At 68.7% G+C, this 18,590-nt stretch carries 19 protein-coding genes; 12 read left to right on the top strand and 7 right to left on the bottom strand.

Going from position 1 to position 18,590, the window contains the following annotated elements; translation table 11 throughout:
* Nucleotides 1-57: 57 nt before the first annotated feature.
* The 4 genes from QM568_RS09205 to QM568_RS09190 are packed head-to-tail and all read left to right on the top strand — an operon-like array spanning nt 58 to nt 4,295.
* A complete protein-coding gene (locus QM568_RS09205) occupies nt 58-1,452 on the top strand; it encodes a hypothetical protein (RefSeq protein WP_415138059.1) in 1,395 nt (464 codons plus the stop codon).
* Nucleotides 1,452-2,762, top strand: coding sequence for a histidinol dehydrogenase (hisD, locus tag QM568_RS09200; protein ID WP_415138057.1), 1,311 nt, complete (start codon nt 1,452-1,454; stop codon nt 2,760-2,762). Before QM568_RS09205 ends, hisD begins: the two co-directional genes overlap by 1 nt.
* A gap of 9 nt (nt 2,763-2,771) precedes the next feature.
* Nucleotides 2,772-3,239 carry a transcriptional regulator NrdR gene (gene nrdR, locus QM568_RS09195; RefSeq protein WP_415138055.1) on the top strand — a complete coding sequence of 156 codons (468 nt, stop codon included), beginning with the start codon at nt 2,772-2,774 and terminating at the stop codon, nt 3,237-3,239.
* Between the two features lie 30 nt (nt 3,240-3,269).
* Complete coding sequence (locus tag QM568_RS09190) at nt 3,270-4,295, top strand: quinone-dependent dihydroorotate dehydrogenase (RefSeq protein WP_415138053.1); 1,026 nt, start codon at nt 3,270-3,272, stop codon at nt 4,293-4,295.
* Nucleotides 4,296-4,340: 45 nt separating this feature from the next.
* Here the strand turns inward: QM568_RS09190 and QM568_RS09185 are convergent, their stop codons facing one another.
* A complete protein-coding gene (locus QM568_RS09185; protein ID WP_415138051.1) occupies nt 4,341-4,925 on the bottom strand; it encodes a DUF3043 domain-containing protein in 585 nt (194 codons plus the stop codon).
* Between the two features lie 45 nt (nt 4,926-4,970).
* Between QM568_RS09185 and QM568_RS09180 the strand changes: the two genes are divergently transcribed.
* The 5 genes from QM568_RS09180 (at nt 4,971) to QM568_RS09160 (ending at nt 9,992) form a co-directional block, all read left to right on the top strand.
* Nucleotides 4,971-6,404: a dipeptidase gene (locus QM568_RS09180; RefSeq protein ID WP_415138049.1), complete on the top strand. Its 1,434-nt coding sequence runs from the start codon at nt 4,971-4,973 to the stop codon at nt 6,402-6,404.
* Nucleotides 6,405-6,453: 49 nt separating this feature from the next.
* On the top strand, nt 6,454-6,822 hold the full coding sequence (erpA, locus tag QM568_RS09175; RefSeq protein WP_415138047.1) for an iron-sulfur cluster insertion protein ErpA: 369 nt from the start codon (nt 6,454-6,456) through the stop codon (nt 6,820-6,822).
* A 98-nt stretch (nt 6,823-6,920) separates the two neighbouring features.
* Nucleotides 6,921-7,823, top strand: coding sequence for a cytochrome c oxidase subunit II (gene coxB, locus QM568_RS09170; RefSeq protein WP_415138045.1), 903 nt, complete (start codon nt 6,921-6,923; stop codon nt 7,821-7,823).
* Between the two features lie 3 nt (nt 7,824-7,826).
* Nucleotides 7,827-9,554 (top strand): cytochrome c oxidase subunit I, encoded by a 1,728-nt coding sequence (gene ctaD, locus QM568_RS09165; protein ID WP_415138043.1) that lies wholly within the window; start codon nt 7,827-7,829, stop codon nt 9,552-9,554.
* 3 nt (nt 9,555-9,557) lie between these two features.
* Nucleotides 9,558-9,992, top strand: coding sequence for a cytochrome c oxidase subunit 4 (locus QM568_RS09160; protein WP_415138041.1), 435 nt, complete (start codon nt 9,558-9,560; stop codon nt 9,990-9,992).
* Nucleotides 9,993-10,082: 90 nt separating this feature from the next.
* Here QM568_RS09160 and QM568_RS09155 read toward each other — a convergent pair whose 3' ends face one another.
* The 5 genes from QM568_RS09155 to QM568_RS09135 all read right to left on the bottom strand — a co-directional run bounded on the left by QM568_RS09155 (nt 10,083) and on the right by QM568_RS09135 (nt 15,126).
* Complete coding sequence (locus QM568_RS09155; protein WP_415138039.1) at nt 10,083-10,502, bottom strand: rhodanese-like domain-containing protein; 420 nt, start codon at nt 10,500-10,502, stop codon at nt 10,083-10,085.
* A gap of 223 nt (nt 10,503-10,725) precedes the next feature.
* Entirely contained in the window at nt 10,726-12,543 is a 1,818-nt protein-coding gene (locus QM568_RS09150) for a cytochrome b (RefSeq protein ID WP_415138037.1), read from the bottom strand.
* Nucleotides 12,540-13,616, bottom strand: coding sequence for a Rieske 2Fe-2S domain-containing protein (locus tag QM568_RS09145; protein WP_415138035.1), 1,077 nt, complete (start codon nt 13,614-13,616; stop codon nt 12,540-12,542). The genes QM568_RS09150 and QM568_RS09145 overlap by 4 nt, the downstream gene beginning before the upstream one ends.
* A gap of 35 nt (nt 13,617-13,651) precedes the next feature.
* Complete coding sequence (locus QM568_RS09140) at nt 13,652-14,452, bottom strand: c-type cytochrome (RefSeq protein ID WP_415138033.1); 801 nt, start codon at nt 14,450-14,452, stop codon at nt 13,652-13,654.
* A gap of 20 nt (nt 14,453-14,472) precedes the next feature.
* The gene (locus QM568_RS09135; protein ID WP_415138031.1) at nt 14,473-15,126 is read right to left on the bottom strand and encodes a cytochrome c oxidase subunit 3; all 654 of its coding nucleotides are present in this window, start codon (nt 15,124-15,126) and stop codon (nt 14,473-14,475) included.
* 192 nt (nt 15,127-15,318) lie between these two features.
* Between QM568_RS09135 and trpD the strand changes: the two genes are divergently transcribed.
* Nucleotides 15,319-16,383, top strand: a complete 1,065-nt coding sequence (gene trpD, locus QM568_RS09130) for an anthranilate phosphoribosyltransferase (RefSeq protein ID WP_415138029.1) — start codon at nt 15,319-15,321, stop codon at nt 16,381-16,383.
* A 51-nt stretch (nt 16,384-16,434) separates the two neighbouring features.
* Here the strand turns inward: trpD and QM568_RS09125 are convergent, their stop codons facing one another.
* A complete protein-coding gene (locus QM568_RS09125; protein WP_415138027.1) occupies nt 16,435-17,361 on the bottom strand; it encodes a 5'-3' exonuclease in 927 nt (308 codons plus the stop codon).
* Nucleotides 17,362-17,428: 67 nt separating this feature from the next.
* Here QM568_RS09125 and QM568_RS09120 point away from each other — a divergent pair, with 67 nt between their 5' ends.
* Together QM568_RS09120 and QM568_RS09115 are read left to right on the top strand one after the other, a co-directional pair.
* Nucleotides 17,429-18,127 carry a hypothetical protein gene (locus QM568_RS09120; protein ID WP_415138025.1) on the top strand — a complete coding sequence of 233 codons (699 nt, stop codon included), beginning with the start codon at nt 17,429-17,431 and terminating at the stop codon, nt 18,125-18,127.
* Nucleotides 18,128-18,315: 188 nt separating this feature from the next.
* Nucleotides 18,316-18,590 (top strand): S1 RNA-binding domain-containing protein (locus QM568_RS09115; RefSeq protein WP_415138023.1); only part of this gene is annotated, 275 nt, incomplete at its 3' end.

The raw sequence follows: 18,590 nt of genomic DNA, 5'->3' as shown, positions 1-18,590 counted from the left end.
ATCGGGACGCGTTGGGCCACGGACCCCCGACCGTGCGCCGTGACGAAAGGAACTCTGATGACCAGCGACCCGACCGACGCCAGCACACCAGACGCCAGCGATGCGGAGATCATCGAGGACGGCGTGCTCTACGACGACGAGGTGAAGCCCGAGTACGGCATCGTCGGCTTCACGCTGCGCGAAGTGCTCATCGTCGGCGTCTGGCTCGTCCACTTCGTCGTCTCGTTCTTCCCGATCGGCGCCGGCTTCACGCTCTGGTCGACCGGACTGGAGTGGGTGCTCCCCATCGGCGTGCCGACGGTGGCCGTGTTCCTCGTGGTGCTGCGTCGGCTGTCGCCCGAGGGCATCCGCCGGGTCGGCTCGCTCGGCATCGACCAGTTCGCCTCCGTGGCGGCCTCCGTCGCCGCCGCCACGCTCGTCGCGAACCTGTGGCTCGTCGTGAGCACCAGCACCGCCCTTGGCGTGTGGGCCATCAGCTGGAACAGCATCGTCCTCGTGATCACCGCGCTCGCCCTCGTCGTGCTGACGGTGTTCGCCCCGCTCGTCCCCGGCCTGAAGGAGGACTTCCAGGGCCGCCTGGTCACCCTCGCGCACCGGGCGGCCAATCCCGTGCGCCCGGTCGTTGCGCGCCCGAAGGCGGCACCGGCGCCCGCCTCGATCCCGGCTGTCGAGGACGCCGGCGCAGAGGCGGATGCCGGCACCGGAGCCGCAGGCGTCCCCGTGGCCGCCGTCGCTGAGTCCGAGGTCGTGAGATCCGTCCCGGAGAACGTGCAGCTCGACATCGAGCTCAGCGGCCTCGCCGCGACCGACGAAGTCGCCAGGGTGGGGCTGGCAGCGCAGGTCCCGCTGTCGGCGCACGCGTCCGGCGGGGACACCGGCACCGGCGCCGAGCCGGAGCCGGACGACGAGGAGTACCGCCCGGCGTACTCGCGCCGCTCGAGCGGTGCGGACATCGCCGAAGACGACATCGCCTACGACACCGCCAGCATCATCGAGCTCGTCACCCCGGAGCCGGATGACAGTGAGCCGGATGACAGCGAGCCGGATGGCGCGGATGCCGACGCCGAGGCGTCGGAGCCGGATGCCGCGCACGCGTTCGGTGAGCCCAACGCGGCCGAGCCGGTCACCGTCGAACCAGCGCCCGTGGAGGAGGCGGCACCGCTCTCCGTGGCTGAGGCCATGTCCGCGCACGACGAGACGACGGTCATCAACGGCGACGAGCCCGTGTCCGCCGCGCAGCCGGCGGCCGCCTCCGTCGAGAGGCCGCAGCCCTTCTGGATCCTCGCCGCCACCGAGCGCGACGTGCACGACGAGCTCGGCGCCCCCCTCTTCCGGATCGGCCCGACCGCCTGGGCCCTCGTCATCGAGGACCGCGGCGGCGCCTACGTGGTGCGGCATGACGACGGACGCATCGGATACCTCCACGACATCTCCGACATCACGAAGGGCTGATGCGCGTGCGCACCATCGATCTGCGAGGGCGCGAGCTCTCGCCCGCCGACATGCTCGCCGCCGTTCCCCGGGCCACGCAGGCCCGGGCCGAGGCCCTGGATGCCGCTGCGCGCATCGTCGACGATGTCCGCCGGCACGGCGAGCAGGCGCTGCGCGACCAGGCCGAGCGCTTCGACCGGGTGACAGGTCACGACCTGCGCGTCCCGCAGAGCCACATCGATGAGGCGCTCGTCGCGCTCGACCCGGCGGTGCGCGCCGCCCTCGAGGAGGCGATCCGCCGTGTGCGCCTGGCGTCGGCGGCGCAGGTGCCCTCGACGCGGACCACCGAGATCGGGCCCGGCGCGCGCATCGTGCAGCGCTGGCAACCGGTGCACCGCGCCGGCGTGTACATCCCCGGCGGCAAGGCCGTGTACCCGTCGAGCGTGATCATGAACGTCGTGCCGGCGCAGGTCGCCGGCGTCGGGCAGATCGCCCTCGCCTCGCCGCCGCAGGCCGATCAGGAGGGGCGCGTGCACCCGACGATCCTCGCCGCGGCGGCACTGCTGGGCATCACCGAGGTCTACGCGATGGGCGGGGCCGGCGCGATCGGCGCCTTCGCCTACGGCGTGGACGCCATCGGCCTCGACCCCGTCGACGTGGTCTCCGGCCCAGGCAACAACTACGTCGCCTCGGCCAAGCGCGCCGTGGCCGGCGTCGTCGGCACCGACTCCGAGGCCGGGGCGACCGAGATCCTCGTGGTCGCGGACGCCTCCGCCGACCCCCGTCTCGTCGCCGTCGATCTGGTGAGCCAGGCCGAGCACGACGAACAGGCATCCGCCGTGCTCGTCACCGACGCGGCCGATCTCGCCGAGGCCGTCGACGCCGAGGTGTCGCGCCTCGCCGCGGCCACCCGCCACGCCGCGCGCGTCGCGGCGGCGCTGGAGGGTCCGCAGTCGGCCATCGTGCTCGTCGACGGCCGCGCGCAGGCGACCGCGTTCAGCAACGCCTACGCGCCGGAGCACCTCGAGCTCCACCTCGTCGACGCCGAGGAGGCGGCATCCGTCTTCACCAGCGCGGGCGCCGTCTTCGTCGGCGATCAGACCCCGGTGAGCCTGGGCGACTACATGGCAGGGAGCAACCACGTGCTCCCGACCGGGGGACAGGCCCGCTACGCCCCGGGTCTCGGCGCCTACACCTTCCTGCGCCCGCAGCAGGTCATCACCTACGACCGTGCGGCGCTGCAGAGCGTGCGCGACGGGGTGGTCGCCCTCGCGAACACCGAGGTGCTGCCGGCGCACGGCGAGGCGATCGAAGCCCGGTTCCAGGACTAGGATTCTCACGTGCACTGCCCCTTCTGCCGTCACCCCGACTCGCGGGTGATCGACTCGCGCACGAGCGATGACGGGCTCTCCATCCGTCGCCGTCGCCAGTGCCCCGAGTGCGGCGGACGGTTCACGACGACCGAGACGGCGAGCCTCAACGTCATCAAGCGCAGCGGCGTGATGGAGCCGTTCAGCCGCGACAAGGTGATCTCCGGTGTACGCAAGGCCTGCCAGGGGCGCCCGGTGACCGAGGGCGATCTGGCGGTGCTCGCCCAGAAGGTCGAAGAGGCGGTGCGGCAGACCGGCGTCTCCCAGCTCGACGCCAACGAGATCGGCCTGGCGATCCTCGGGCCGCTGCGCGAGCTCGACGAGGTGGCCTATCTGAGGTTCGCGAGCGTCTATCAGGCCTTCGATTCGCTCGAGGACTTCGAGAGCGCGATCGTCGAACTGCGCGCCGACCACGTCCGCCCGTCCGAAGCCGGGTAGCCGCAGTCACGACCGGTACTCTGGGCAGTGATGTATCCACTGCTCTTCCGCGCTGTCCTGTCGCGCTTCGATCCTGAATTCGCCCATCACGCGGCCATGGCCGTCATCCGCGTCCTCGGCGTGCCGCCCTTCTTCTCGGCCGCGCGCGCGCTGACTCGGCCCGCCCCCGAACTCGCCGTCGAGGCACTGGGACTGCGCTTCCCTTCGCCCTTCGGCATCGCCGCGGGCTTCGACAAGAACGCCGTCGGCGTGCGGGGACTCGCAGCCCTCGGTTTCGGGCACGTCGAGGTCGGCACGGTCACGGCGATCCCGCAGGCGGGCAACCCCAAGCCCCGGCTGTTCCGACTGATCGCGGACCGCGCGGTGATCAACCGCATGGGCTTCAACAACGCCGGAGCGGATGCCGCGGCACGCCGTCTCGCGAGACTGCGCCGCGGGGCGCCGGACGCCGTCATCGGCGTGAACATCGGCAAGAGCCGCGTCGTCGACGTCGAGGCCGCCACCGCCGACTACGTCGCCTCCGCGACCCGCCTGGCGCCGCTTGCCGACTATCTCGCCGTCAACGTCTCCTCGCCGAACACGCCGGGGCTGCGGGGGCTGCAGGCCGTCGAGACGCTGGCGCCGCTGCTGCGCGCCGTCAAGGCGGCGGCGGGGAAGACGCCGCTGCTGGTGAAGATCGCTCCCGACCTCTCAGACGAGGAGATCACCGCCATCGCCGAGCTCGCCGTGGCAGAGGGCCTCGCCGGCATCATCGCGCACAACACCACGGTCTCGCGAGACGGTCTGCTCACCGATGCGGCGACGGTCGAGGCCGCAGGCGCCGGCGGTCTCTCGGGCGCACCGCTCAAGAAGCGCTCGCTCGAGGTGCTGCGGCTGGTGCGCTCGGCGGTGCCGGCGGAGTTCTGCGTCATCGCCGTCGGGGGCGTGGAGACGGCCGACGACGTCCGCGAGCGGCTGGCCGCCGGCGCGACCCTCGTGCAGGGCTACACCGCGTTCCTCTACCGCGGCCCCTTCTGGGGGCGCGAGATCAACCGGGAGCTGGCCCGGCGCCGCTGACACATGCAGAAGGCCCCGTCTCCACGGGGCCTTCCGCATGTCGGATCAGGACGGGTACTGACCGCGCTTGACCTGGGGCTTGGGCAGCCGCATGAAGCGCATCTGCAGCGAGCGCATGGCGGCGTACCAGCCGAGGCCGCGTTCGCGACGCTCCTTGCCGAACTTGGCCGCGGCCCTGCGCTTGACCCGTGCGCCGAGCAGGATCATGCCGATGATGGAGACAACGAGGTAGGCCATCATGGCGAGGTATGCCCACGCGCCGACGGACACGCCGCCGATGGCCCACTCCGGGGGAAGCAGCGAGACGATGATGACCAGCACCATGACGCCCATCACGAATTCGGCTGGGTGCCAGCCGGCATCCACGTAGTCGCGCACGAAGCGGCGCTGAGGGCCCTTGTCGCGCGGCGGGAGGTACTTCTCCTCGCCGGCGGCGAGACCGGCGTTGGCCCGGTTGCGGCGCTCGTTCAGCTCGGCCCGCGCAGCGGCGCGCGCCTCCTTCGTGTTCGCGACGAGCGGGCGACGACGGGCGGCCTCCTGCTCGGCACGGGTGGGCGTGGCGCGGCCCTTGCCTGCGGTGGGCGTCTCCGGCGCGTCGTCGTTCGTCGAAGAGGTGGGGGATTGGGGCACGAGCTTCCTCGGTTCGCTGGTGGACGTTCACTTAAGATTACTCGCATGACCTCTCCCGATCTTTCCCGCGACGACGACCACGCGATCCGTGAAGCCGTCGCCCTCGGCATCCCCGCGGCGCTGAGCGACCTGGGCGGCCTCGTGCGCATCCCCGGGATGGCCTGGCCCGCTTTCGACCAGACGCAGTTGGAGCGCAGTGCGGATGCCGTGGCGGCGCTGGCGCGGGACACCGGGATCTTCGACGAGGTGCGGATCCTGCGGGCGGCGATCCCCGGCACCGACGAGCAGGGCCAGCCCGCGGTCCTTGCCACCCGCGCCGCACGGGCGGGCCGGCCGACCATCCTCCTCTACGCCCACCACGACGTGCAGCCCCCGGGGGCCGATGAGCTGTGGGAGACGCCGCCGTTCGAGCCGACCGTGCGCGCAGGCCGTCTCTACGGGCGGGGCGCGGCCGATGACAAGGCCGGGATCATGGCGCACATCGCCTCGATCCGTGCCGCCGCCGAGGTGCTCGGCGACGACCTCGATCTCGGGATCGCCATGTTCATCGAAGGGGAGGAGGAGTACGGCTCCCGGTCCTTCGCCCAGTTCCTCGCCGACAACAAGGAGGCGCTGCGCGCCGATGCGATCGTCGTCGCCGACTCGGGCAACTGGGACTCCGCCACCCCCGGTCTGACCGTCTCGCTGCGCGGCAACGCCCGCTTCACGCTCCGCGTGCGCACGCTCGACCACGCCTCGCACTCCGGCATGTTCGGCGGTGCCGTGCCCGACGCGATGATGGCGACCGTGAAGCTCCTCGCCACGCTGTGGCACGACGACGGCTCGGTCGCCGTCGAGGGGATGACGACGAGGGAGGCCGACACGCCCGAGTACACCGAGCAGACCCTCCGCGACGAAGCGGGGCTGCTCCCCGGCACGACGCCGATCGGCGATGGCACGATCCTCAGCCGTATCTGGAACAAGCCCTCCATCACCGTCATCGGCATCGACGCGACCAGCGTGGCCGCGGCATCCAACACCCTGCTCCCCGAGGTGAGCGTCGTCATCAGCGCACGCGTGGCGCCGGGCCAGAGCGCTGAGGATGCCTACCGTGCACTCGAAGCGCACCTGCGCGCACACGCTCCCTACGGCGCGGAGCTCACCTTCTCCGACGTCGACCTCGGCGACGGGTTCCTCGTCGACACGAGCGGCTGGGCTGTCGCGCTGACGCGCGATGCCATGCGCGACGGCTACGGCGCGGCGCCGATCGATCTGGGCGTCGGCGGGTCGATCCCGTTCATCGCCGATCTCGTCCGCGAGTTCCCGGACGCGCAGATCCTCGTGACCGGCGTCGAGGACCCGCACTCGCGTGCGCACAGCCCGAACGAGTCGCTGCATCTGGAGACGTTCCGCAATGCGGTCGTGACCGAGGCGCTGTTGCTGGTCCGGATGAACGCGATCACACTCGGAAACGACCCGTCGGCGCGGACCGAAGGGTAAAATCCGGAGTACCCGCTGCGCGCGAGCGCAGCCTGTCACAAGGAGCGACATGAGCGACACCACACTGGCCGCAGCTGCCGAGACCACTCGTCCGCACGGCGTGAGCCTGACCGAGGCCGCCGCGACGAAGGTGAAGAACCTGCTCGAGCAGGAAGGGCGCGACGACCTGCGCCTGCGCGTCGCCGTCCAGCCGGGCGGATGCTCGGGGCTGATCTATCAGCTCTACTTCGACGAGCGCTTCCTCGAGGGCGACGAGACGGTCGACTTCGACGGCGTCGAGGTCATCGTCGACAACATGAGCGTGCCGTATCTCGACGGCGCGTCGATCGACTTCAAGGACACGATCTCGGAGCAGGGCTTCACGATCGACAACCCCAATGCGCAGGGCTCCTGCGCCTGCGGCGACAGCTTCCACTGATCCGGGAGAGCCCGCGCCGACCTGCGTGGTTGGCATGAATCGGGTGTGAGGTTGCCCTAGACTTGGGTGTGCCCTGTCCGCAATCTGAAAGGTGCATCGTGCCCTCGAAACGCCGCCTTCGCTGGGCCGCACTCCCGTTGGGAGTCGTGGCAGCCGTGGCCCTGGCCGGTTGTACAACCGCCGAGCAGCACGGCTATCTCCCGGGCTTCGTGGAGGGCGGACCCGCTACCACCAACCAGGCCGAGCGCGTCTCCTCGCTCTGGGTGAACTCCTGGATCGTCCTGCTCGCGGTGGGCATCATCACCTGGGGCCTCATGGCGTGGGCTGCGATCGCCTACCGCCGTCGCAAGGGCCAGACCGGTCTGCCGGTGCAGATGCGCTACAACATGCCGATCGAGGTCTTCTACACGATCGTGCCGCTCATCCTCGTCGTGGGGATGTTCTTCTTCACGGCCCGCGATCAGGCCGAGATCGAGGCGCAGTGGCCCGACCCCGACGTCGAGATCACCGCGATCGCCAAGCAGTGGGCCTGGGACTTCCAGTACGAGGGCGAAGAAGAGGACAACGCCGATGCCGTGTGGACCATGGGCATCCAGGCCCAGCCGGACGCCGAAGGCGACATCGATCAGTCGCAGCTGCCGACCCTCGTGCTCCCGGTCGACCAGAAGGTCACCATCCACCTGCAGTCGCGCGACGTCATCCATTCCTTCTGGATCATCGACTTCCTCTACAAGAAGGACATGTACATCGGCAAGGACAACACGTGGTCGTTCATCCCGACCCGTGAGGGCGAGTACGACGGCAAGTGCGCCGAGCTCTGCGGCGAGTACCACTCGATGATGCTGTTCAAGGTCAAGGTCGTCTCGCAGGCCGAGTACGACGACTACCTCGAGACCCTGCGCGACAAGGGCAATACGGGCGACATCAACGACGCGTACGACCGCCTGTCGAACCTGCCGGGCAGCACAGCTCCGGCGCACACCGAAGAAGGAGAGGAGTGAGCCATGTCGACGACTGAAGCACCCCGCACCGACGAGGCCCGCCACTCCCGCCCGACCACCCTGCCCGCGCGCCAGGCCGCTCTCATGAGCTCCTCGCGCGTCGAGCAGAAGGGCAACATCGTGGTCAAGTGGCTCACCTCCACCGACCACAAGACGATCGGGTACATGTACCTCATCGCCTCGGTGATCTTCTTCCTCCTCGGCGGCGTGATGGCCCTCATCATCCGCGCCGAGCTCTTCGCGCCGGGCATGCAGATCATCCCGACGAAGGAGCAGTACAACCAGCTGTTCACGATGCACGGCACGATCATGCTGCTGATGTTCGCGACCCCGCTGTTCGCCGGGTTCGCCAACGCGATCCTGCCTCTGCAGATCGGCGCTCCCGACGTCGCGTTCCCGCGTCTGAACGCCTTCGCCTTCTGGCTGTTCCTCTTCGGCTCCACCATCGCGGTGGCCGGCTTCCTCACCCCGCAGGGGGCGGCATCCTTCGGATGGTTCGCCTATCAGCCGCTCGCGAGCGCCTCCTTCTCGCCGGGGGCCGGCGGCAACCTGTGGATGCTGGGACTTGGCATCTCCGGTTTCGGAACGATCCTCGGCGCCGTCAACTTCATCACCACGATCATCACCATGCGTGCGCCTGGCATGACGATGTGGCGCATGCCGATCTTCTCGTGGAACACGCTCATCACGAGCCTGCTCATCCTGATGGCCTTCCCGGTCCTCGCCGCGGCGATCTTCGCCGCCGGCGCCGACCGTGTCCTCGGAGCGCACATCTACGACCCGGCCAACGGCGGAGTGCTCCTCTGGCAGCACCTGTTCTGGTTCTTCGGTCACCCCGAGGTGTACATCATCGCGCTGCCGTTCTTCGGCATCGTGTCCGAGATCTTCCCGGTCTTCAGCCGCAAGCCGATCTTCGGATACCGGACCCTCGTCTACGCGACCATCGCCATCGCCGCCCTGTCCGTGGCGGTGTGGGCCCACCACATGTACGTCACCGGCTCCGTGCTGCTGCCGTTCTTCGCCGTGATGACCATGCTCATCGCCGTGCCGACCGGTGTGAAGATCTTCAACTGGATCGGCACCCTGTGGCGGGGCTCTGTGACGTTCGAGACGCCGATGGTGTTCGCCCTCGGCTTCCTCGTGTCGTTCGTGTTCGGCGGTCTCACCGGAGTGATCCTCGCGTCGCCGCCGCTGGACTTCGCCCTCTCGGACTCGTACTTCGTCGTGGCGCACTTCCACTACGTCGTGTTCGGAACGGTCGTCTTCGCGATGTTCGCCGGCTTCTACTTCTGGTGGCCGAAGTGGACCGGACGCATGCTCAACGAGCGGCTCGGCTACATCCACTTCTGGATGCTGTTCATCGGCTTCCACATGACCTTCCTCATCCAGCACTGGTTGGGCGTCGAGGGCATGGTGCGCCGCTACGCGGACTACTCGGCCTACGACAACTTCACCTGGCAGAACCAGGTCTCCACCATCGGCGCCATCATCCTCGGTGCATCCATGCTGCCGTTCTTCCTGAACGTCTGGATCACCGCGCGCAAGGCGCCGAAGGTCACCGTCAACGACCCGTGGGGCTATGGCGGCTCGCTCGAGTGGGCGACCTCCTGCCCACCGCCGCGCCACAACTTCACGTCGATCCCGCGCATCCGCAGCGAGCGTCCGGCGTTCGACCTGAACCACCCGGAGGCCGCCGAGGTCCCGGTCGCCGGCGAGCGAGAGGTGCACTGACCCATGCGCGACAATGTCATCCTCTGGTGGATCCTCACCTCGTTCTTCGCCCTCATGGGCGTCGTCTACACGGGCTGGAACATCCTGGCCCATCCTGATCTGGACCTCGTGGTCCGCATCGAGTGGGTCGGCACCGTGGCGCTGTTCTTCACGGCCTTCATGGGCGCGATGATCGCGTTCTACCTCGACCGCACCCACGCAGCGCAGGGCGGTGAGCTGCCCGAGGACATCCTGACGAGCGATATCGACGACGGCGACCCGGAGCTCGGCGAGTTCAGCCCTTGGTCGTGGTGGCCGCTCGTGCTGGCCGGCTCTGCCGCGATCTTCGTCGTGGGCCTCGCCGTCGGGCACTTCCTCCTCCCGATCGGCCTCGCGGTCTTCGTCGTCGCGATCGTCGGCTGGGTTTACGAGTACTACCGGGGCAACTTCGCCCGCTGATCGCCCTCTTTATGGTCGAGAAACCACTTCCGTCCTGAGACACCCTCTGAGAGGTGATGTCTCGGGGCGGAGATGGTTTCTCGACGCCCCTCAGGGACGGGTGCGGATGCGGGCGACCCCGGTGAGCGGGTCGACAGGGCGGCGATGCACGCCGTCGGCGTCTTCGACCGGGTAGCCCTCGCGCACCCAGTACTCGAAGCCGCCGATCATCTCGCGAACCGCATAGCCGAGCTTCGCGAACTCCAGAGCGCCCTTCGCTCCGGCGTTGCAGCCGGGGCTCCAGCAGTAGACGACGACGTCAGCATCGGCCGGGATCTCCTGAGGCGCCCGTGCGGCGATCTCGCTGTAGTGGATGTGCAGGGCGCCGGCGACCCGCCCCTGGGCCCAGGCCTCATCGGAGCGCACGTCGACGACGTAGACGGTCTCGCCGGCCTTGCGTGCGGCATGCACATCGCTGGCATCCGTCTCGGAGGCGAGTTTGGCGGCGAAGAACTCTGCGCGATCGATCATGGCTTCAGCCTAGGGGCCGTCGACGGCAGCGACCCTCGTCCAGCCGACGGCATCCGCTCTTTTCCTGCCAAGCTCGGTCCACCACGTCGAGAAACCAGTTCTGGCTCGAGAAACCACCCGAGAGGTGGTGTCTCACGCTGGAACTGGTTTTTCGCAGGTGCTGCTGGGGAAGAAGAAGGCCCCGTCGCGATGACGCGACGGGGCCCGGGGGAGTGCGGCGGTCCTACTCGCCGTCCTCCGACTTCTTCTTGCGAGGCTTCTTCACCGGCTCGGTGGCGATCACGGAGCTCGGTGTGTTCGGAGTCTCGTCGACGTGGGTCTCCTCGGCCGGGTCCAGAGGTGCGTCGGGGAAGCCTGCGCGCTCGTGAGCGCCCTGGATCTCGGCAGCCTCGGCCTCGTCGTCGTGCGCCGTGACGTGATGCTGGTGAGCATCCGCCTCGTCGATCTCCGCCTGCGTGAGCGGAGCGAGCCGGTCCTCGAAGAACCAGCGCGAGATCGCCGAACGGAGGTTCTCCGTCCACGGGATGCGGCCCTGGTCGTTCGGGCGGACGACCAGCGGCTCGTAGCCGTCGACGTCGATGAGCTTCCAGCGGTCGTACTTGTCGACCGGCTGGTGCACCTCGATGAACTCGCCGCCGGGGAGGCGCACGATGCGTCCCGACTCGTAGCCGTGCAGCACGATCTCGCGATCCTTCTTCTGCAGGGCGATCGCGATGCGCTTGGTCACGAAGTACCCGAGCACCGGGCCGAGGAACAGCAGCACCTGCAGCGTGCGGATGACGCCCTCCATCGTGAGCATGAAGTGCGTCGCGATGAGGTCGGACGATGCGGCCGCCCACAGCACTGCGTAGAAGATGACGCCGGCGACGCCGATGGCGGTACGGGTGGCGGCGTTGCGCGGGCGCTGGGCGATGTGGTGCTCGCGCTTGTCGCCGGTGATCCACGCTTCGATGAACGGGTAGAGGGCGACGGTGACGAGGAACACACCGAGCACGGCGACGGGCACGATGATGCCGAACGACCAGGTGCGGTCGAGGAAGACGATGTCCCAGTTCGACGGGGCCAGACGCAGCGCACCGTCGGCGAAGCCGATGTACCAGTCGGGCTGCGTACCCGCCGACACGGGGGACGGATCGTAGGGGCCGTAGTTCCAGATCGGGTTGATCTGGAAGAACGTCGCGATCAGCACGATGGTGCCGAAGACGATGAACAGGTAGCCGCCCATCTTGGACATGTAGACCGGCATCATCGGGTAGCCGACGACGTTGTCGTTCGTGCGGCCGGGGCCTGCGAACTGCGTGTGCTTGTTGACGATCATCAGCATCAGGTGCACGACGATCAGGGCGATCACGAGCAGCGGAAGCAGCAGGATGTGCAGCGTGTACAGACGCCCGACGATCGCGGTGCCCGGGAACTCGCCGCCGAAGAGGATGAACGAGGTCCACGTGCCGATCAGGGGGAGGCCCTTGATCATTCCGTCGATGATGCGCAGGCCGTTGCCCGAGAGCAGGTCGTCGGGGAGCGAGTACCCGGTGAAGCCCTCGGCCATCGCGAGGACGAAGAGTACGAAGCCGATCACCCAGTTGAGCTCACGCGGCTTGCGGAACGCGCCGGTGAAGAACACGCGGAGCATGTGCACGCCGATTCCCGCGACGAACACGAGAGCGGCCCAGTGGTGGATCTGGCGCACGAGCAGACCGCCGCGCAGGTCGAACGAGATGTTCAGCGACGACTCCAGCGCTGCGGACATCTCGATGCCGCGCATCGGGGCGTAGGCGCCGGTGTAGTGGGTCTCGACCATCGACGCCTCGAAGAAGAACGTCAGGAAGGTTCCGGAGAGGAACACGGCGACGAAGCTCCACAGGGCGATCTCGCCGAGCATGAACGACCAGTGATCCGGGAAGATCTTTCGGCCGAGCTCCTTGACGAAGCCGGAGAGGCTGGTGCGCTCGTCGATGTAGTTCGACGCGGCGCCCACGAACCGACCGCCAAGGGGGGCCTTGGCGTCCTGTTCGTCCTTTGACAGCGTTGCGGTGCTCAATGGCGCTCCCAGAAGCTCGGGCCGACGGGCTCTTTGAAGTCACTGCGAGCGACGAGGTAGCCCTCGTCGTCGACGGTGATGGGCAGCTGAGGCAGCGGTCGCGCGGCCGGGCCGAAGATGACCTTGGCGTGATCCGTCACATCGAACTGCGACTGGTGGCAGGGGCAGAGGAGATGGTGGGTCTGCTGCTCGTACAGGGCGACGGGGCAGCCGACGTGCGTGCAGACCTTCGAGTAGGCGACGATGCCGTCGTACGACCAGTCCTTGCGGTCCTCGGCCTCGATCAGCTGCTCGGGGCGCAGACGCATCATCAGCACGATGGCCTTTGCCTTCTCCTCGAGGTAGCCGTCGTGATGGCTGAGTTCGGCGAGGGCCTCAGGGATGACGTGGAACGCCGAACCCAGGGTGACGTCGGCGGCGCGGATGGGCGTGCCGTCGGGGTCGCGGACCAGGCGCATGTCCTTGTCCCACATGGTGTGCTTGAGCAGCGCGACCGGGTCGCCGGCGTGGGGGGCGTCAGGTGTGGAATGCGGGGCGAGACCGCGGAACAGCGTGACGCCGGGGATGATCGAGGCGACGATCGCGGCGAAGAGCGAGTTGCGGATCATCGTGCGGCGTCCGAACCCGGACTCCTCGTTGGCGTCGGCGAAGACCTTGATGGCGGCCTCGCGCGTCGAGTCCTTGCCCCGGGTGGGGTGGCGGTGCTCGATGTGCTCCTTGTCGCTCATCAGCGCCTTCGACCAGTGGATCGCGCCGATGCCGAGAGAGAGCAGAGCCAGGGCGATGCCCAGACCGATGAAGAGGTTGTTCCGGCGGATGTCGATCAGCGCGCCGCTCTCGATGGGGAAGAGCATGTAGGCGGCGACCGCCCAGATGCTTCCGGCGAGAGACAGGTAGAAGAGCGTGTAGACCGTGCGCACCGCGGCCTTCTCGGCCTTCGGGTCCTTGTCCGTCATCCGCTCGCGGTGCGGCGGCAGCCCCGGGTTCTCCGCAGGGTCGCTGACTGCGACACCCAGCCCTGGCGAGGGCTGGTAGGCCCTGTCAAGAGCCTGCGAGTCGTCGTCGTGTGCCATGGTGCTCCTCGTACGTTCCTCTTCGATGAAATGCGTCAGTTGGACTTCGCCGTGATCCACACGGTGATGGCGACGAGCGCGCCGATACCGAAGATCCACACGAACAGGCCCTCGGAGACCGGGCCGAGCGAACCGAGGGTCGCGCCGCCGATCTGCTCGGATTGCTGCTGGTAGAGCAGGGCGGAGATGATGTCGCGCTTGTCCTCCTCGCTCAGGTTCATGTCGCCGAAGACGGGCATGTTCTGCGGGCCGGTGACCATGGCCGCGTACATGTGCAGGGCGCTGGTGGAGGTCAGCGCCGGCGCGTACTTGCCCTCGGTGAGCGCTCCACCGGCGGCGGCCACGTTGTGGCACATCGCGCAGTTGATGCGGAAGAGCTCGGCGCCGTGCGCGACGTCGCCCTTGCCGTCGAGGACGCGGTCGGCAGGGTAGGTCGGGCCGGGAGCGACCGACTGGACGTAGGCGGAGATCGCCTGGATCTGGTCGGGGGTGAACTGCGGCTTCTTCTGCGGGGCCTGCGGACCCTGCGCCTGCAGCGGCATGCGACCGGTCGACAGCTGGAACTCGGCGGCGAGCTCGCCGACGCCGAACAGGCTCGGGCCGTTGTCGGTGCCCTCAAGGCTGAGGCCGTGGCAAGTGGCGCAGTTCGCCTGGAACAGCTTCTCGCCGTCCTCGACGGTGAGCGTGGATGCTGCGACCTGGGTGTCGGTCGACGCGATCGCCGCCGAGGCGCCGACGTACACCGCGCCCGTGATCATGAGTCCTGCACCGATGAGGGCGGCCGCAGCCAGGGGGCTGCGACGACCAGTGGAACGGCGCTTCTTCTCTCGTGCCATCTCGGGGATCAGCTCCGCTCTTATTTCAGGAAGTAGATGACGATGAACAGCACGATCCAGACGACATCGACGAAGTGCCAGTAGTACGACACGACGATCGAGCTCGTCGCCTCCTTGTGCCGGAAGTTCTTGACGGCATAGGCGCGACCGATGACGAGGAGGAACGCGATGAGACCGCCGGTGACGTGCAGGGCGTGGAAGCCGGTCGTCAGGTAGAACGCGGAGGCGTAGGAGTCGGCGCTGATGGGCATGCCCTCCACGACCAGCTGCGCGTACTCCCAGACCTGGCCGGAGACGAAGACCGCGCCGAGGGCGAAGGTGAGGAAGAACCACTCCACCATTCCCCAGCCGAACAGGCGGCGACGACCCGCGGCGTTCTTGTCGCCCTTGGCGATGCGGTACGGCTGCAGGTCCTCGGCCGCGAACACGCCCATCTGGCACGTGAAGGAGGACAGGACGAGGATGGCCGTGTTGATGAAGGCGAACGGGACGTTCAGCAGTTCGGTGCGCGCCGCCCAGAGTTCGGGCGAGGTGCTGCGGAGCGTGAAGTAGATCGCGAAGAGTCCCGCGAAGAACATCACTTCACTGCCGAGCCACACAATGGTGCCGACAGCTACCGGGTTGGGCCGCTTGATCGTTCTCGCCGCCGGGGCATACGTCGCTGAGGTCGTCACCCCTCCATTATGGCCGATCCGAGGGGGTGATTCTTCCACCGAACGGCCCCGTTTTGCCGCCGTGCGACTTAGGGGACCCTAAGAAAATACTGCGAATCCACGGTGAATCCGCGGGAAACAGCGGATGCCATCAGCATCCGTCTTCGCCCGGATTCGACGGCACGCCATGGCTGCGCCGATAGGATCGCACACATGGCTGACTCCCTGACCTGGTCTGACGTGCTCACGACGCTTCTGGAACGCCGCGACCTCAGTGTCTGGGAGTCCACCTGGGCCATGCGCAGGATCATGTCGGGCGAGGTCACCGCGGCGCAGCTGGCCGGCTTCCTCGTCGCGCTGCGCGCCAAAGGCGAGACCATCGACGAGATCGTCGGCTTCCGCGATGCGATTCTGGAGGCGGCCGTGCCGTTGCCGGTGTCGCCGGACGTCCTGGACATCGTTGGCACGGGCGGCGACCGCATCGGCACCGTCAACGTCTCCACGACTGCGGCCGTGATCATCGGCGCCACCGGAGTCCCCGTCGTCAAGCACGGCAACAGGGCCGCGAGCTCGGCGTCCGGCTCCTCCGACGTGCTCGGGGCGCTCGGGCTCGAACTGACCCTCGACCCGGCTGCGGTGGCCTCGATCCTCGACCGCACCGGCATCACCTTCGCCTGGGCCGGCGCCTTCCATCCCGGCTTCCGGCATGCGGGCCCGGTGCGCGCGGAGCTCGGCGTGCCGACGGTGTTCAACATGCTCGGCCCGCTCTGCAACCCGGCGCGTGCCGAGGCGAACGCGGTGGGGGTCGCGCAGCTGGAGCGCGTGCCCCTCATCACGGGAGTGTTCCGCACCCGCGGCGCCACGGCCCTGGTGTTCCGCGGCGACGACGGTCTCGACGAGCTCACCACCACCGGGCACAGCCGCATCTGGGAGGTGACCCGCGGAGACATCCACGAGCACGACCTCGACCCGCGCGATCTCGGCATCCCGCTGGCGGACCTCGCCGATCTCATCGGCGGCTCTCCCGCGCACAACGCCGATGTCCTGCGCCGGACGCTCGCCGGGGAGAAGGGCGCGGTACGCGACATCGTGCTGCTGAACGCCGCAGCCGGCATCGTGGCCTTCGAGTTGTCGCAGGACGCGTCGCAGGTCCAGCATCCGATCGTCGAGCGCCTGCGCGCCGGCTATGAGAAGGCGGCGGCCGCCGTCGACGACGGGCGCGCCGCCGCGAAGCTCGACGAGTGGATCGGAGCGAGCCAGGAGCTCGCCTCGGCCTGAGCCGTGGCCGTGTGCGCGGCATGGAGCGGCTGCGCATCAGGGCGGAGCGCGTCAGGCGCGAAGAGTGGCCACGGCGTCGAGCGCCCGTGACATCGAACCCCCGAGGTTCCACCTCTCGGCGAGAGCGTTCGCGCTGTCGATCCGGGCGGGGTCGAGAGCGGGCCGAGGAGGGATCGGGGGGATGTCGAGCGCTCTTGCCACCTCGACGACGGTCGGGGCGACGTCGAGGTACGCGGACGCTGCGAGGATCTTCGCCCGCACGCCCGCGCTCATGCCCTCGCCCGCTTCGGCGGCCGCGCGGATGCCGGCGAGGTCGCCGTGCGCCTGCAGCAGGGTCGCCGCGGTCTTCTCGCCGACGCCGGCGACGCCGGGCAGCCCGTCCGAGGTGTCGCCGCGCATCGTCGCGAAGTCGGCGTACTGCGCCGGGAGCACCCCGTACTTGGCGACGACGACGGCATCCGTGACGACCTCGAGGTTGCTCATGCCCTTCGCCGTGTAGACGACGCGGACGTCGCGGGCGTCGTCGACGAGCTGGAACAGATCGCGGTCGCCCGTGACGATGTCGACGGGGCCGGTCGCCGTCGTCGCCAGGGTGCCGATGACGTCGTCGGCCTCGTGCTCGTTAACGCCGACGATCGGGATGCCGAGAGCGGCGAGGCTCTCGCGGATGAGCGGGATCTGCGCCTCGAGGGGGTCGGGGACCTCTTCGACGTCGGGCCCCGCGGCGGTCGTCTCGACGACCCGGTGCGCCTTGTACTCCGGGATGAGGTCGACGCGCCACTGCGGCCGCCAGTCGTCGTCCCAGCAGGCGACCACCCTGGCCGGCTCGTACAGCGCGATCAGCTTCGCGATGATGTCGAGGAGACCGCGGGCGGCGTTGATCGGGGAGCCGTCGGGAGCGGTCACCTTGTCCGGGACGCCGTAGAACGCCCGGAAGTAGAGGGACGCGGTGTCGAGGAGCATCAGACGATCGGTCACGTGCGACAGTCTGACACGGGGCGCCGACATCTGAGACGATCGCACGGGAGCGGACACATACCCGGGTATGAACCACTTCGCACGCACTGCATCCGTCGCCGGCGCGGCCGCCCTCATCGCCATGCTCACGGCGTGCGCGACGGCGTCGGCGCCTCCGGTCACCGGCCCCGCAGGCAGCACGGATACGGTCTCCGCAACGGACGCGCCGCGAGTCGCCTGGCTCGATCGGATGTCCGTCGCGATCTCCACGGCGACCGACGGATGCGCCCCGCGGATCACGGACAGGTCCGTCGACGACCAGCGCATCGACGTGACGCTCACGGCGCCAGACGACTGCGATGCCGCCGCGTCAGGCCGCGCAGGCACGTACCTCACGATCCCCGCGGGCATCGACACCTCGGAGCCGGTCACGATCGGCGTCATCGAGAACGGCGGCGAGGCGTCGCTGGTCGAGCTGGCGCCATACCGCGACGGCACGCTCATCCCCGCCGACCTCTTGCCGGAGCAGGTGCCGGCCGCCGCGTGGATCGACGAAGGACAGCTCGCGGTGCTCACCTGGGGCTCGTCGAGCTGCGCGCCCCGCTCCGGTGCGGTGGTCGGGGACGTGCTGACCCTCGATGAGCCGGCCGACGCCGTCTGCACCATGGACTGCGCCCCGCGGATCACCCTCGTCGCCGCCCCCGACGTCGCCGCGGATGCGGTGCTCACCCTCGACGGCTACACCGACGAGTCCGGCGCCCCTGTCACGCTCGCGCTGCATCCCTGACACGGCGCGGCTGCGACGGCATCCGTTCGCGGCGGGCTCGCCGATCTGATATCCTGGATCGTCACTCGTGGCAGGCATTCGCGTGCCCTCGTGACTCGCAATCAATTCCCATCGCTGAACGACGGATCCTCAGGCGCGCGCCTGCCGTCCTCAGCCCGAGTATCCATTCAACAAGGACAACCCACTACATGACTACCGCAACGACCGCCCCGGCCACCAAGCAGGTCGCCATCAACGACATCGGATCTGCTGAGGACTTCCTGGCCGCGGTCGAGAAGACCCTGAAGTTCTTCAACGACGGCGACATCATCGAGGGCACGATCGTCAAGATCGACCGCGACGAGGTCCTGCTCGACGTCGGCTACAAGACCGAGGGCGTCATCCCCTCGCGCGAGCTCTCCATCAAGCACGACGTCGACCCCAACGAGGTCGTCAAGGTCGGCGACGAGGTCGAGGCCCTCGT

This window comes from Microbacterium sp. (assembly GCF_047607465.1).
In the GTDB taxonomy this organism is placed as follows: domain Bacteria; phylum Actinomycetota; class Actinomycetes; order Actinomycetales; family Microbacteriaceae; genus Microbacterium.
Note: the sequence above shows the minus strand (reverse complement) of the source record. Positions and strands in the feature narration are given on the sequence as shown.

Coding starts and splice junctions, on each gene's coding strand:
- QM568_RS09205 (WP_415138059.1), top strand. CDS start 58: ATGACCAGCGACCCGACCGACGCCAGCACACCAGACGCCAGCGATGCG.
- hisD (WP_415138057.1), top strand. CDS start 1,452: ATGCGCGTGCGCACCATCGATCTGCGAGGGCGCGAGCTCTCGCCCGCC.
- QM568_RS09190 (WP_415138053.1), top strand. CDS start 3,270: ATGTATCCACTGCTCTTCCGCGCTGTCCTGTCGCGCTTCGATCCTGAA.
- QM568_RS09180 (WP_415138049.1), top strand. CDS start 4,971: ATGACCTCTCCCGATCTTTCCCGCGACGACGACCACGCGATCCGTGAA.
- erpA (WP_415138047.1), top strand. CDS start 6,454: ATGAGCGACACCACACTGGCCGCAGCTGCCGAGACCACTCGTCCGCAC.
- ctaD (WP_415138043.1), top strand. CDS start 7,827: ATGTCGACGACTGAAGCACCCCGCACCGACGAGGCCCGCCACTCCCGC.
- QM568_RS09160 (WP_415138041.1), top strand. CDS start 9,558: ATGCGCGACAATGTCATCCTCTGGTGGATCCTCACCTCGTTCTTCGCC.
- QM568_RS09155 (WP_415138039.1), bottom strand. CDS start 10,502: ATGATCGATCGCGCAGAGTTCTTCGCCGCCAAACTCGCCTCCGAGACG.
- QM568_RS09145 (WP_415138035.1), bottom strand. CDS start 13,616: ATGGCACACGACGACGACTCGCAGGCTCTTGACAGGGCCTACCAGCCC.
- QM568_RS09140 (WP_415138033.1), bottom strand. CDS start 14,452: ATGGCACGAGAGAAGAAGCGCCGTTCCACTGGTCGTCGCAGCCCCCTG.
- trpD (WP_415138029.1), top strand. CDS start 15,319: ATGGCTGACTCCCTGACCTGGTCTGACGTGCTCACGACGCTTCTGGAA.
- QM568_RS09120 (WP_415138025.1), top strand. CDS start 17,429: ATGAACCACTTCGCACGCACTGCATCCGTCGCCGGCGCGGCCGCCCTC.